The organism is Micromonospora sp. NPDC002717 (assembly GCF_040295705.1).
In the GTDB taxonomy this organism is placed as follows: domain Bacteria; phylum Actinomycetota; class Actinomycetes; order Mycobacteriales; family Micromonosporaceae; genus Micromonospora.
Genome location: NZ_JBEOVW010000015.1, coordinates 138,699 through 152,914 on the forward strand (window position 1 = coordinate 138,699; position 14,216 = coordinate 152,914).

At 75.2% G+C, this 14,216-nt stretch carries 9 protein-coding genes; 2 read left to right on the forward strand and 7 right to left on the reverse strand.

All coding sequences use genetic code 11. The features are described 5' to 3' along the window. Positions 1-76 precede the first annotated feature (76 nt). The 3 genes from ABT006_RS22550 to gltB all read right to left on the reverse strand — a co-directional run bounded on the left by ABT006_RS22550 (position 77) and on the right by gltB (position 7,995). Positions 77-1,624, reverse strand: coding sequence for an MFS transporter (locus ABT006_RS22550; RefSeq protein WP_350709272.1), 1,548 nt, complete (start codon positions 1,622-1,624; stop codon positions 77-79). A 175-nt stretch (positions 1,625-1,799) separates the two neighbouring features. Next, complete coding sequence (locus tag ABT006_RS22555; RefSeq protein WP_350709274.1) at positions 1,800-3,308, reverse strand: glutamate synthase subunit beta; 1,509 nt, start codon at positions 3,306-3,308, stop codon at positions 1,800-1,802. After that, a complete protein-coding gene (gltB, locus tag ABT006_RS22560; RefSeq protein WP_350709276.1) occupies positions 3,301-7,995 on the reverse strand; it encodes a glutamate synthase large subunit in 4,695 nt (1,564 codons plus the stop codon). Before gltB ends, ABT006_RS22555 begins: the two co-directional genes overlap by 8 nt. A gap of 155 nt (positions 7,996-8,150) precedes the next feature. Between gltB and ABT006_RS22565 the strand changes: the two genes are divergently transcribed. Further along, positions 8,151-8,987, forward strand: coding sequence for a GNAT family N-acetyltransferase (locus tag ABT006_RS22565; RefSeq protein ID WP_350709386.1), 837 nt, complete (start codon positions 8,151-8,153; stop codon positions 8,985-8,987). A 30-nt stretch (positions 8,988-9,017) separates the two neighbouring features. Here the strand turns inward: ABT006_RS22565 and ABT006_RS22570 are convergent, their stop codons facing one another. Continuing rightward, positions 9,018-10,205 carry an FAD-dependent oxidoreductase gene (locus ABT006_RS22570; protein ID WP_350709278.1) on the reverse strand — a complete coding sequence of 396 codons (1,188 nt, stop codon included), beginning with the start codon at positions 10,203-10,205 and terminating at the stop codon, positions 9,018-9,020. A 13-nt stretch (positions 10,206-10,218) separates the two neighbouring features. After that, on the reverse strand, positions 10,219-11,376 hold the full coding sequence (gene lgt, locus ABT006_RS22575; RefSeq protein WP_350709280.1) for a prolipoprotein diacylglyceryl transferase: 1,158 nt from the start codon (positions 11,374-11,376) through the stop codon (positions 10,219-10,221). Positions 11,377-11,477: 101 nt separating this feature from the next. Between lgt and ABT006_RS22580 the strand changes: the two genes are divergently transcribed. Then, complete coding sequence (locus ABT006_RS22580) at positions 11,478-12,107, forward strand: NUDIX hydrolase (protein WP_350709282.1); 630 nt, start codon at positions 11,478-11,480, stop codon at positions 12,105-12,107. A 35-nt stretch (positions 12,108-12,142) separates the two neighbouring features. Here ABT006_RS22580 and trpA read toward each other — a convergent pair whose 3' ends face one another. Then, the gene (trpA, locus tag ABT006_RS22585; protein ID WP_350709283.1) at positions 12,143-12,946 is read right to left on the reverse strand and encodes a tryptophan synthase subunit alpha; all 804 of its coding nucleotides are present in this window, start codon (positions 12,944-12,946) and stop codon (positions 12,143-12,145) included. A 4-nt stretch (positions 12,947-12,950) separates the two neighbouring features. Beyond that, a complete protein-coding gene (gene trpB / locus ABT006_RS22590; protein WP_350709285.1) occupies positions 12,951-14,189 on the reverse strand; it encodes a tryptophan synthase subunit beta in 1,239 nt (412 codons plus the stop codon). Positions 14,190-14,216 lie beyond the last annotated feature (27 nt).

The window sequence follows — 14,216 nt, forward strand, 5'->3', positions numbered from 1 at the left end:
CACAGGCGACACCCGGACAGTGGCGAGGCGGGCGCGTCGGTCCTTCCGTACACCGGGAGCTGGTGGGGCGGTGGGGTCAGCCGGAGCGGGGGCACTCGGCCGGCTGGCCGACCGGGGGTGCCGCGCCGGTCAGGCGGGAGCGGCGGCGGGCACGGCGCGGCGTACAGGCGGCGCATTCGTGCGCCTCCCGGCCCGCCCGGGGTCGACCGGTGGCCGGCCGGGGCAGCACGGGGCGGCCGGCCGGGACGTCGCTTCCCGCCGGTCGGACGATCCGTGCGACGGCCCGGACGGACCGGACGGACCGGACGGACCGCACCGCGCTCGACGCCGGTCGGACGACGCGGGCCGCCGTCGAGGCGACCCGACGCACCGGACGCCGTACCGCCGGCACGGCCAGCGCCAGGGCGACCCGCCGGCGCAGCGGGCGCCCGCGCAGTCGGTCGAGCCCGATCCCCGCCACCACGGTGGCGATCGCCGTCACCGTCCCGGCCAGCACGAGGGTCTGCCGGGGGCCCGCGTGTTCGGAGAGCCAGCCGAGCAGCGGCGCGCCGACCGCGGCGGAGACGGAGCCGGTGACCGCCAGCGCGGCCAGCACCCGCCCCCGCATCGCGTAGTCGGTGTCGAGCTGGGCGCGGGCGCCGACGGTGGTGTCGATGACCACGGCCGCGGCGGCGACCGGCAGGATCACCGCCGCGAAGCTCAGGGTGCCCGGGGCCACGCCGGCGACGATCTGCAGCACGCTGGCCAGCAGGCCGGCGGCGAGCAGGATCCCGTAGCCCAGCTCACGCCGCCGGGCCGCGACGAGGGCGCCGAGCACCGTGCCGATCGCGAAGACGGTGGAGAGGAACCCGTAGCCGGAGGCACCGCCGCCCAGCGGTCCGTCGCTCATGGCCGCCATGGTCACCTGGTAGTTGCGGCCGAGGCTGCCGAGCACGAACGACAGGGCGAGCGCGACGAGCACCACCGGCTGGCGCAGCAGATAGCGGAAGCCGGCGACGATGCCGCGGTCCGCCGGCTCCGCGTCGGCCGGCGCCGGCTCCCCCGCGTGCAGCTCCCGCTCGCGTACGGCGAACAGGGCCACCACCACCGCGACGAAGCTGGCGGCGTTGACCGCGAAGAGCAGCGCGGGGCCGACGGCGGCGACCAGGACGGCGCCGGCGCTCATGCCGAGGATGCGGCCGGCGGAGTTGGTCAGCGAGCCGAGCGCCAGGGCGTTGCCGAGGCTCTCCCGGTCCACCAGGGTCGAGCACCAGCGGCCCATCACCGGGCCCTCGATGGCCGAGACCGCTCCGGTCACCAGCGAGATCGCGTAGATCGCCGGGAGGCCGCCCACGCCGGTGACGGCGACCAGCGCCAGCCCGGCCGCCAGGGCCGCGTGGAGCGCCTGGGCGACGATCAGCAGCGGCTTCGCGCGCAGCCGGTCGGCCAGCGCTCCGCCCCAGACGCTGAGCAGCAGCGTGGGAAGGGCCTGGAGCAGGACGGTGAAGCCCATCGACGTCGCCGAGCCGGTCTCGGCGAGCACGTACCAGTTCACGCCCAGGACCTGCATCCAGGTCCCGACGACGGACACGAACCCGGCGGCGGCCCAGATCCGGTAGTTCCGGTGGCGCAGCGCGGCGAACACGACTGATTCCCCCGTGGGACGGCGACATGACGGTGCCGAACCCGGGTGGCGGTGCGCGGCAGCCGCCAAGTCTGGCGGCAATTAAACCGATTTGCCGCCTTTCGTGAGGCGGCTCACGCGACGTGGCCCCGGCCTGCGGGCGCAGGCCGGGGCCACGTCGGGCCCGAGCGGGTGGTCAGCGGGCCGCGAGCGGCTGCCGGGCCGGGTCCACCGGGGCCGGGAGCGTTCCGACCCCGCCGAGGTACGCGTGGATCGCGGCGGCCGCCGCCCGCCCCTCGGCGATCGCCCAGACGATCAGCGAGGCGCCCCGGTGCATGTCACCGGCGACGAAGACGCCGTCGGTGTCGGTCTGCCAGTCCGGCCGGGCGTCGACCGCCCCGCGCGCGTTGCGGACGACCCCGAACTGGTCGAGCAGCGGCTGCGCCTCGGTGCCCTCGAAACCGATGGCCAGCAGCACCAGGTCGGCCGGCAGCTCCCGCTCCGAGCCGGGCAGCGGGGTGACGATCCGCCGCCCGTCCCGCTTCTCCACGCTCACCTCGGCGATCCGCACCGCCCGCACCTGCCCGGTGCCGTCGTCGACGAACTCCTGCACCGCGACGGCGAAGACCCGCTCGCCGCCCTCCTCGTGCGCCGGGTAGCTGCGCAGGAGCCACGGCCAGGTCGGCCACGGGTCCCGGGCCTCGTCGCGGGCCTGCGGCGGTCGCGGGTAGAGGTCGAGCTGGTGTACGCCGGCCGTGCCCTGCCGGTGCGCCACGCCGAGACAGTCCGCCGCCGTGTCGCCGCCACCGATGATCACCACGTGCTTCCCGGCCGCGTCGATGGGCGTGCCGTCGGGCAGCACGGCGGTGTCGGGCCGGCCGCCGGCCGCCGCGGCGACCACCCGGTTGGCCGCGACGAGGTGCTCCATCGCCTGGTGCACGCCGCGCAGGTGCCGGCCCGGGGTCTCCGGGGTGTCCCGGCCCTGCAACGCGCCGCAGGCGAGCAGCACCGCGTCGTGCTCGGCGCGCACCTGCTCGGCGGTGACGTCGACGCCGACGTTCACCCCGGTGCGGAAGCGCACGCCCTCGGCGGCGAGCTGGGCCAGCCGCCGGTCGATGTGGGCCTTCTCCAGCTTGAAGTCGGGGATGCCGTAGCGGAGCAGGCCGCCGATCGCGTCGTCGCGCTCGTACACCGTCACGGCGTGACCGGCGCGGGCGAGCTGCTGCGCGGCGGCGAGGCCGGCGGGCCCGGAGCCGACCACGGCGACCGACCGGCCGGTCGGCGCGGGCACCAGGCGCGGCAGCCGGCCGCCCCGCGCGACGGCCGCGTCGGCGATCTCCACCTCGACCTGCTTGATGGTGACCGGCTGGCCGCCGCCGATGCCGAGCACGCAGGCCGCCTCGCAGGGCGCCGGGCAGAGCCGGCCGGTGAACTCCGGGAAGTTGTTGGTGGCGTGCAGCGACTCCACCGCCGCGTCCCAGCCGCCCGTACGGACCAGGTCGTTCCAGTCGGGGATGCGGTTGCCCAGCGGGCAGCCGTCGTGGCAGAACGGGATGCCGCAGTCCATGCAGCGGGTGGCCTGCTCGCGGATCAGCTCCTCGCCGGCGGGCGGGTAGACCTCCCGCCAGTCGCTGATCCGCACCGGCACCGGGCGGCGCGCCGGCAGCCGCCGGTCGTAGCGCAGGAAACCGTTCGGGTCAGGCACGAGCCACCTCCTGGACCGCCGCCCGCGGGGCGGGCGCGGTCGGCATGGACTTCGCGGCGGGCGCGGAGAGCGCGCTCATCACCGCGTCGTCGACGTCGCGGCCGGCGGCTTCGGCGGCCCGCATGATCTCCAGCACCCGGCGGTAGTCCCGGGGCACCACCGCGGTGAACTCCGCCACCGCCTCCGGCCAGCGCTTCAGCAGCTCCTCGGCGACCGCCGAGTCGGTCTCGGCGAAGTGCCGCTGCACCAGCTCGTGCAGCACGGCCTGCTCCTGGTCGGACAGCGGGGCCAGGTCGACCAGCTCCGCGTTGACCCGGCGGCGGTCCAGCCGGTACACGAACGCGGTCCCGCCGGACATGCCGGCGGCGAAGTTGCGGCCGGTCGGCCCCAGCACCACCACGGTCCCGCCGGTCATGTACTCGCAGCCGTGGTCGCCGACACCCTCGACGACGGCCACCGCGCCGGAGTTGCGCACCGCGAACCGCTCCCCCACCCGCCCGCGCAGGAAGAGTTCGCCCGCCGTGGCGCCGTAGAGGATGGTGTTGCCGGCGATGGTCTGGTCCTCGGCCCGCTCCCCGGGTGCGGCGTCGGCGTCGACGAAGGGGGCGGCGGCATCCGGCCGCACGACGAGCCGGCCACCGGAGAGGCCCTTGCCCACGTAGTCGTTGGCGTCGCCGTGCAGCCGCAGGGTGACCCCGCGCGGCAGGAACGCGCCGAACGACTGCCCGGCGGTGCCGCGCAGCGTGAACTCGACCGTGTCGGCGGGCAGGCCGGCCCCGCCGAAGCGGCGGGTCACCTCGCCACCCAGCATCGCGCCGACGCTGCGGTGCTCGTTGCGCACCGCCACCTCGACCCGTACGGGCGTGCCGTCGCGCAGCGCCGGCCCGGCGAGGGCGATCAGCTCGTTGTCCAGCGCCAGGTCCAGGCCGTGGTCCTGGGCGCGGACGCCCCGGCGGGCGGCGCTGGCCGGCAGCTCCGGCAGGTGCAGCACGGGCGTCAGGTCGAGCCCGCCGGCCTTCCAGTGCGCGATCGCCGGGGCGACGTCGAGCAGCTCGGCGTGCCCGATGGCCTCCTCGATCGAGCGGAAGCCCAGCTCGGCCAGGTAGCCGCGGACCTCCTCGGCGAGGAAGAGGAAGAAGTTCTCCACGAACTCCGGCCTGCCGGTGAAACGTTCCCGCAGCACCGGGTTCTGGGTGGCGATGCCGACCGGGCAGGTGTCCAGGTGGCACACCCGCATCATCACGCAGCCCTCGACGATCAGCGGGGCGGTGGCGAAGCCGAACTCCTCGGCGCCGAGCAGCGCCGCGACCAGCACGTCCCGGCCGGTCTTGAGCTGGCCGTCGACCTGCACGGTGACCCGGTCGCGCAGCTTGTTGAGCAGCAGCGTCTGCTGTGCCTCGGCCAGCCCCAGCTCCCACGGGGTGCCGGCGTGCTTGAGCGAGTTCAGCGGGGACGCGCCGGTGCCGCCGTCGTGGCCGGAGATCAGGATGACGTCGGCCTTGAGCTTCGCCACGCCCGCCGCCACGGTGCCGACGCCGACCTCGCTGACGAGCTTGACGTGCACCCGCGCGGACGGGTTGACGCACTTGAGGTCGTGGACGAGCTGGGCGAGGTCCTCGATGGAGTAGATGTCGTGGTGCGGCGGCGGGGAGATCAGGCCGACGCCCGGCGTGGCGTGCCGGGTGCGGGCGATCCACGGCCAGACCTTGTTGCCGGGTAGCTGCCCGCCCTCGCCGGGCTTGGCGCCCTGGGCCATCTTGATCTGGAGGTCGTCGGCGTTGACCAGGTATTCGCTGGTCACCCCGAACCGGCCGCTGGCGATCTGCTTCACGGCGGAGCGGCGGGCCGGATCGTGCAGCCGCTCGACGTCCTCGCCGCCCTCGCCGGTGTTGGACTTGCCGCCGAGGCGGTTCATGGCGATGGCGAGGGTCTCGTGCGCCTCCGCCGAGATCGACCCGTACGACATGGCGCCGGTGGCGAACCGCTTGACGATCTCGGTGGCCGGCTCGACCTCCTCGATCGGCACCGCCGGCCGCACTCCCGTACGCAGGGTGAACAGCCCGCGCAGGGAGCCGGCCTTCGCGGCCAGCTCGTCGACCTTCGCCGTGTACTGGCGGAAGACGTCGTACTGGCGGCTGCGGGTGGCGTGCTGGAGCAGGAAGACCGTCTCCGGGTTGAACAGGTGCAGCTCACCCTCGCGGCGCCACTGGTACTCGCCGCCCACCGCCAGCCGCCCGGAGGACTCGGCGCCCGGCTCCGGCCAGGCCACGGCGTGCCGGGCGGCCACCTCGGCGTGGATGCCGTCCAGCCCGATCCCGCCGATCTTGCTCGGGGTGCCGCGGAAGTAGCGCTCGACCAGCCGGGAGTCCAGCCCGACGGCCTCGAAGACCTGCGCCCCGCAGTACGACGACACCGTCGAGATGCCCATCTTGGACATGATCTTCAGGACGCCCTTGCCGAGGCCCTTGACGTAGTTGCGGACCGCCTTCACCGGCTCGACGCCGACGAGCGCGCCGGTGGAGATCATGTCCTCCACCGACTCGAAGGCCAGGTACGGGTTGACCGCCGCCGCGCCGTAGCCGATCAGCACGGCCGCGTGGTGCACCTCGCGGCAGTCGCCGGACTCGACGACCAGCGCCACCTGGGTACGGGTCTGCTCGCGGACCAGGTGCTGGTGCACGGCGGCGGTGAGCAGCAGCGACGGGATCGGGGCGAGGTCGGCGTTGGAGTCCCGGTCCGACAGCACCAGGATCCGTACGCCGTCCTCGATCGCCTCGGAGACGTGCCGGCAGATCTCGGTCAGCCGGGCCCTGATCCCGGCGCCGCCCTCCCGGACGCGGTAGAGCCCGGAGACCCGGACGGCCTTGAAGCCCGGCAGGTCGCCGTCCTCGTCGATGGAGAGGATCTTGGCCAGCTCGTCGTTGTCGATCACCGGGTACGGCAGCACGATCTGCCGGCAGCTCGCCGGGCCCGGGTCGAGCAGGTTGCCCTCCGGCCCGATCGTCGACGCCAGGCTGGTCACCAGCTCCTCGCGGATGGCGTCCAGCGGCGGGTTGGTGACCTGCGCGAAGAGCTGGTGGAAGTAGTCGTAGAGCAGCCGCGGCCGGGTGGACAGCGGGGCGATCGGGGTGTCGGTGCCCATCGAGCCGAGCGGCTCGGCGCCCGTCCGCGCCATCGGCGCGAGCAGGATCTTCAGCTCCTCCTCCGTGTAGCCGAAGGTCTGCTGCCGACGGCGCACCGAGTCGTGGGTGTAGACGATGTGCTCGCGCGGGGGCAGGTCGGTCAGCTCGATCAGGCCGGCGTGCAGCCACTCGGCGTACGGCTGCGCGGCGGCCAGCTCCGCCTTGATCTCGTCGTCGTGCACGATCCGCCCGGCGACGGTGTCGACCAGGAACATCTTCCCCGGCTGGAGGCGGCCCTTGGCGACCACCCGGGCGGGGTCGAGGTCGAGCACGCCGGCCTCGCTGCCGAGCACCACCAGGCCGTCGTCCGTCCGCCACCAGCGACCCGGGCGCAGCCCGTTGCGGTCGAGCACGGCGCCGACGATCTCGCCGTCGGTGAAGGCGACCGAGGCCGGCCCGTCCCACGGCTCCATGAGGCTCGCGTGGAAGCGGTAGAAGGCCCGCTTGTCGGGGGCCATGTCCGGGTCGTTCTCCCACGCCTCGGGGATCATCATCAGCACCGCGTGCGGCAGGCTCCGCCCGGCCAGGTGCAGCAGTTCGAGGACCTCGTCGAAGTTCGCCGAGTCGGAGGCGGCGGGGGTGCAGACCGGGAAGACCCGGCGGATGTTGCCGGGAAGATTCGGGCTGCGCAGGAGTGCTTCGCGGGCCTGCATCCAGTTCCGGTTGCCCCGGATGGTGTTGATCTCGCCGTTGTGCGCGATGAGCCGGTACGGGTGCGCCAGCGGCCAGGACGGGAACGTGTTGGTGGAGAACCGGGAGTGCACCAGCGCGATCGCGCTCTCCACCCGCTCGTCGGTCAGCTCGGGGTAGAACGCGGGGAGCTGGTCGGGGGTGAGCATGCCCTTCCAGACCATGGTCCGCGCCGACAGCGACGGAAAGTACGCCGCCACGCCCCGCTCGGCGCTCTCCCGCTCGGCCTGCTTGCGGACGCAGAACGCCACCCGCTCCAGCTCGATGCCGCCCAGCGGCGACCCGGCCGGCCCGGCGGGCGAGTCGGTGAGCCGGTGCGCGGCGAGGAACAGCTGCCGGACCCGGGGCATCGCCGCGAGGGCGGTCTCGCCGAGGCCGCTCGGGTCGACCGGCACGTCCCGCCAGCCGAGCAGGTCTGCCCCCTCGACCAGCGCGTACTTCTCCACCACGCGGCGGGCGCGCGCCTCGGCGGCGTCGTCGTCGGGGAGGAACACCAGGCCGGTGGCGTACTCTCCGGCGGGTGGCAGCGGGAAGTCGACCACCGCGCGCAGGAACGCGTCCGGCACCTGGATCATGATGCCCGCGCCGTCGCCGGTGTTCGGTTCCGCGCCACGGGCTCCCCGGTGGTCCAGTCGGCAGAGCGCGTCGAGGCCGTTGACCACGACCGCGTGCGAGCGCCGTCCGTGCAGGTCCGCCACGAAGGCCACACCGCAGGCGTCGTGCTCCTGGGCGGGGTCGTAGAGCCCGGCCGCGGGCGCTCCCGGGCCGAGGTGCGGGGCCTGCTGGGGGCTGCGGTGAGGGTACGGAAAGGCCACCGGGCCTCCTGTCGTCACTCAGGATGGATCTGGATCGGGACGACGTCGGCCCTCAGGGGTCTATTGAGTCTACGTTAGGGTCCAACGCGCAAGGCCAGTGCAGATTGATCACACCTTCCAGACTCTGGGACGTGTAGTCTCGCCCGGTGGATCGCCTGCCGAAGGACCTGTTCGACCGGTTGGAACGCTTCTACGACGCGGTGCCCCGGGACGTCGCCCGCACGGAGGAGCACGGCGCACTCGTGTTGTTCGTCCGGAACGGGGCCGGCTGGCCGTTCTACGCGCGGCCCAGGCTCGACGCCACCGAGCCGCCGTCGCTGGCCGACGTCGCGGCGGTGCGCGAACGGCAGCGCGAACTCGGCCTGCCCGAGGCCCTCGAGTGGGTGCACGAGACGACCCCGGACCTGCTCGCGGTGGCCCGCTCGGCGGGCCTGTCCGTGCTGGAGGCTCCGCTGATGGTGCTCGACCCGGGCGCCCTGCCCGACCACGGCGCCCTCACCGACGTGCCGGTGCGGCTGCTCGACCCGGCGGACCCCGGCTTCGCGGCGGACGTGGCCGCGCAACGAGCGGTCGCCGCCGTCGGGTTCGGCGCGCCCGGCACCGACCGCGGCGAGGCCGGCCCGGCGCAGCGGGACGCCGCCGTGGCCGGGTTGGACGAGGCGGCGCTGGACGAGGAGCGGGCCCGGATCGCCGACGGTCGGCGACTGTCGGCGCTGGCCGGCACGCCCGCCGACGGCGCGCTGGCCAGCGGGATGGCGATGCGGGTCGGCGACGTGGCCGAGATCGCCGGGATCGCCACCCTGCCGGCCGCCCGCCGCCGCGGCCTGGGCGCGGCCGTCACGGCCGCGCTGGCCCGCGCGCTGCTCGCCGCCGGCACCGACCTGGTCTTCCTCTCCGCCGGCAGCGAGGACATCGCCCGGGTCTACCTCCGCGTCGGCTTCCGCCGCGTCGGCACCGCCTGCATCGCCGAGCCCGCCCCCGTCACCCCCTGACGCCCGCCCTGGCGCGGCGGGGTGGGCGGGTCAGGTCGGGGGGCGCCACTGGGCGGCCGTGGTGGCGGCAGTCGAGAGCAGGCGGGGCGTGATCGTGCCGAGGGCGGCGTCGCGGGCGCGCAGCGCCAGCGGGCCCCGGGCCTTCAGCACCGCCGACATCCGGCGGGTCTGCCGGACCACCGTCGCCGCGCGGGGACGGCGCGCCCGGTCGTACGCGACCACGGCGTCGGGCAGTCGGGACTCGCGCAGCAGCGAGGCGAGGGTCGCCGCGTCCTCGAAGGCGAGGCAGGCGCCCTGGCCGAGGTGCGGCGGCATGGCGTGCGCGGCGTCGCCGAGCAGCACCACCCCGCCCGGGCCGGCCGGGAAACCGTACGACCTGGGCAGCGGTCGCAGCTCGCGGATCTCCTGCTGCACCAGGTCCGCCGGGTCGGTGGCGTCGAGCAGCTCGACGATCGGCGCGGGCCAGCCCGCGTACCAGCGGCGCAGCAGGGCCAGCTGGGTCTCCGGCGGCTCCGGGCGCGGCGCCCCGGCGGCCGTGGCCACCCAGTAGATGCCGCCCCGGCTGGAGGCGCCGGAGGATCCGCGCTCGCCCAGCGAGGCGGACACGAACCGGTACCCGGCGCCGAGCACCTCGCCGCCGACGGGCCGGTCGGCGGGCAGCTTCGGCGCGCGGTACCAGGGGATCACCGCCCGCCACGCGGCGCAGCCCGAGCTGACCACCCCGGACTCCGGGGCGAGCTGCCGGCGGATCTCGCTGTCGGTGCCGTCCGCGGCGACCACCAGATCCGCCTCGACGGTGTGCCGGCCGTCGCCGACCGACGGGCGTTGGCCGGGCTCGGCGCGGACCCTCCGCACCGTCACCCCGGTGCGCAGCTCGACCTCGTCGCCCAGCCCGGCGATCAGCGCGTCGTGCAGGTCCTCCCGGTGCACCACCACCGGCATCCGGTCGGCGGGGGTCGGCCGGGGCTGCACCAGCCAGTGGCCGTCCGGGCGGCGCACCCCGCCGTCGGGCAGCGGCGTGGCGATCGCCTCCAGGCCCGCGCCGAGACCGAGGGCGCGCAGCGCGCGTACGCCGTTGGGCCAGAGCACCACGGCGGTCGGCTCGGGGCGGACCCGGTCGGCGCGCTCCAGCAGGGTGACCCGCCACCCGGAGCGGGCCAGCGCGCCGGCGACCGCGAGGCCGCCGATGCCGGCGCCCACCACCACCGCGCTACGCATGTGGTGCTCCCCCTCAGCTGTCGCGGTCGGCGGGCCGGGAGCCGGCAGCCCCCGCCCGGTCCTCCGAGCTCTCCTCGTCGCCGTCCGGCTCGGCGGACCCGTCGCCGGCGCCCGCGGCGTCCGTGTCGGTCGCCGTCTCCTCGCCGGTCGTGGCGGGCAACTCGCCGGTCTCCCGCCAGCGGCGGTACTGCTCCTCGCCGACCACCCGGTAGCCCTCCGGCGCGGCCGGCTTCGCCCCCGCCTCGGCGGCGGAGAGGTCGACCTGCGAGACGTCGGAGTCGGCCGGCACGGGCGGCGTCGCGGCGGCGCCGACCGGAACGAGGTACTCGCGGGGCCCGCGCACCCGCACGAAGTAGACCAGGGCGCCGAGGAACACCAGGCCGGCGGTCCAGACGTTCAGGCGTACGCCGAGGATGGTGTTCGCCTCGTCGGTGCGCATCAGCTCGATCCAGAACCGCCCGGCGGTGTAGCCCATCACGTAGAGGGCGAACGCCCGCCCCCGGCCGAGGCGCAGCTTGCGGTCGAGGACGAAGACCAGCGCGGCGACGCCGAGGTTCCACAGCAGCTCGTACGCGAACGTCGGGTGGTAGAGCCCCGGCTCGAGGATCGGCCGGCCGGCGTCGTCCCGCAGCGCGTGGCCCGGGTTGTCCGGGTCCATCCGGTGGATCTCCAGCCCCCACGGCAGGGTGGTCCGGCCGCCGTAGAGCTCGTTGTTGAACCAGTTGCCGAGCCGGCCGACCGCCTGGGCCAGCGGCAGGCCGGGGGCCAGCGCGTCGGCGACCACCGCGAACGGGATGCCGAGCTGCCGGGCGGCGATCCAGGCGCCGACCGCGCCACCGGCCACCGCGCCCCAGATGCCGAGACCGCCCTCCCAGATGGCGAACGCCTTCAGCGGGTCGCCGCCGGTGCCGAAGTACTTCTCCGGCGAGGTGATCACGTGGTAGATGCGGGCGCCGATGATGCCGGCCGGCACCGCCCAGACCGCGATGTCGAGCACCGCGCCGGGGGCGACGCCGCGCTGGCGGAGTCGCCGTTCGGTGACCCAGCAGGCCACCACGATGCCGACGATGATGCACAGCGCGTACGCCCGGAGCGGCAGCGGTCCGAGCTGCCACACGGCGGTGCTGGGGCTGGGCAGGGCCGCCTGGGGGGTCAGCGAGGCGAGAGTCACGGATGCACACGCTACCGCCGTGCGCCCCTCCGGCGGCACCCCGGTCCACCGTCGCCCGATCCCGGTGACTTCTGGTTTGCGCCCCCGTAGGCTCTTTGTCCATGGGCGCGCTCACCTGGGCGGTCGCGGCGGTCGTCACCGACGACGCCGGCCGGGTGCTGCTCTGCCGCCAGGGCCGGGGCGAGCGACGCCACGGACTCCCGGGCGGCCGGCTGCGGCCGGCAGAGAGCCCGGTGCACGCCGCGATGCGCGACATCCGGGCCGAGACGGGCTGGGAGGTCGAGGTCGTGGACCTGGTCGGCCTCTACCACCTGGCCGACGCGTCCGCCCCGCCGCCGACGAGCCCCGCCGCCCCGGCCTCGTCAACGGGCCGGGTCGCGTCGTCGGCCGGTCGCGCCGGGCCGCTGCCCGACGTCCTGGTGCACGTCTTCCGGGCGCGCGTCCGGGGGCCGGGGCCGACCGGCGAGCCGATGGGCGGGTGCCGGGCGTCCTGGCACGACCCCACGGCTCTGCCGGAGGCGCTCACGCCGACCACCCGGGCCGCGCTCGCCGACGCGCTGGCGGGCCGCTCCGGCGTCCTGCACACCACCACCACGCCGCCCACCCCCGCACCGGGCAGCCTCGCACGGGACACCGCGGCTGAGAGGGACACCACTCCGGGCGCGGTCGCACCCCCGGCCGGACACCCGCCGGGCCAGCGGGCCAATCCACCCACGGCGACCCGCCACTAACTCCCCGCGCGCCCCTACGTCCCCACGCTCCCGCCTCAGGGGGTGGGGGTGCGGACGCCTTGGGCGAGTTCGGCGCTGAGCGCGCGGAGGGCGGCCAGGCCGGACGCCTCGTCCGGGGCGTCGAGCAGGCAGCGGATCAGGGCGCTGCCGACGATGACGCCGTCGGCGTACCCGGCGACCGTGGCGGCCTGTGCGCCCGTGCCGACGCCCAGCCCGACGCCGACCGGCAGGTCGGTGACCTCCCGCACCCGGGAGACCAGGACCGGCGCCGCGTCGGAGGTCTTCGCCCGGGCGCCGGTGACGCCCATGATCGCGGTGGCGTAGACGAAGCCCCGGCAGTGCGCCGCGGTCATCGCCAGCCGCGCGTCGGTCGAGGAGGGCGACACCAGGAAGGTGCGGTCCAGCCCGTACGCGTCCGAGGCGGCGAGCCACTCGCCGGCCTCCTCGGGGATCAGGTCCGGGGTGACCAGGCCGGTGCCCCCGGCCGAGGCGAGGTCCCGGGCGAAGGCGTCCACGCCGTAGCGCTCGACCGGGTTCCAGTAGGTCATGGTGACCACGGGCGCCCCGGTGGCCGCGACCGCCTCGATGATGCGCAGCGTGTCAGCGGTGCGTACGCCGCCGGCGAGGGCGATGTCGCTGGCCTTCTGGATCACCGGACCGTCCATCACCGGGTCGGAGTACGGGATCTCCACCTCGATCACGTCGACGCCGGCCTCGACCATCGCGGTCATCGCGGCGATGCTGCCCTCGACGGTCGGGAACCCGGCCGGCATGCAGCCGACCAGCACCGCCCGCCCGTCGGCGCGCGCCTTGTCGAACGCCACCCCGATCCGGCTCACGTTCTCACTGCTCCTTGTCGAGGATGCCGAAGTAGTTGCCGGCCGTGTGGACGTCCTTGTCGCCCCGGCCGGAGAGGTTGACCACGACGGTGGGCTCCCGACCCAGCTCGGCGGCGAGCTTCGGGGCGATCTTGAGGGTGCCGGCGAGCGCGTGCGCGCTCTCGATCGCCGGGATGATGCCCTCCGTCCGGCAGAGCAGCTCGAACGCGGCCATCGCCTCGTCGTCGGTGACGGGCACGTAACTGGCCCGGCCGGTGTCGTGCAGCCAGGCGTGCTCCGGCCCGACGCCGGGGTAGTCCAGCCCGGCGGAGATCGAGTGCGACTCGCAGGTCTGGCCGTCGGCGTCCTGGAGGACGTACGTGCGGGTGCCGTGCAGCACGCCGGCGGAGCCGCCGGTGATGCTGGCCGCGTGCCGCCCGGTCTCCACCCCGTCGCCGCCGGCCTCGAAGCCGTAGAGCCGCACGTCGGGGTCGCCGACGAAGGCGTGGAAGATGCCCAGCGCGTTGGAGCCGCCGCCGACGCAGGCGGTGACCGCGTCCGGCAGCGCGCCGGTCAGGTCGAGGCACTGCTGGCGCGCCTCGTCGCCGATGCCGCGGACGAAGTCGCGGACCATCGCCGGGAACGGGTGCGGCCCGGCGGCGGTGCCGATCAGGTAGTGGGTGTCGTCGACGTTGGCGACCCAGTCCCGCATCGCCTCGTTCATCGCGTCCTTGAGGGTGCGCGAGCCGTTGGCGACCGGGACGACGGTGGCGCCGAGCATGCGCATCCGCGCCACGTTGAGCGCCTGCCGCTCGGTGTCGACCTGACCCATGTAGACCACGCAGTCGAGGTCGAACAGGGCGGCGGCGGTGGCCGTGGCCACACCGTGCTGGCCGGCGCCGGTCTCCGCGATCACCCGGGTCTTGCCCATCCGCTTGGTCAGCAGCGCCTGGCCGAGCACGTTGCGCACCTTGTGCGCCCCGGTGTGGTTGAGGTCCTCCCGCTTGAGCAGCACCCGCGCGCCGGCCTTGGCGGAGAACCGCTGGGCCGCGTAGAGCAGCGAGGGCGTGCCGGCGTAGTCGCGCAGCAGGGCCCCGAACTCCGCCCGGAACGACTCGTCGGCCATCGCCGTGCGGTGCGCGGCGTCCAGCTCGTCGAGCGCCGCGACCAGCGCCTCCGGTACGAACCGGCCGCCGAACCGGCCGAAGTGACCGGCGGAGTCGGGCTGCGGACCGGCCGGGGCGGCCAGCGCTTCGGCGCTCATGGGATCGTCCTCTCGGTGCTGACGAAC

Coding starts and splice junctions, on each gene's coding strand:
- ABT006_RS22570 (WP_350709278.1), bottom strand. CDS start 10,205: ATGCGTAGCGCGGTGGTGGTGGGCGCCGGCATCGGCGGCCTCGCGGTC.
- trpB (WP_350709285.1), bottom strand. CDS start 14,189: ATGAGCGCCGAAGCGCTGGCCGCCCCGGCCGGTCCGCAGCCCGACTCC.
- ABT006_RS22580 (WP_350709282.1), top strand. CDS start 11,478: ATGGGCGCGCTCACCTGGGCGGTCGCGGCGGTCGTCACCGACGACGCC.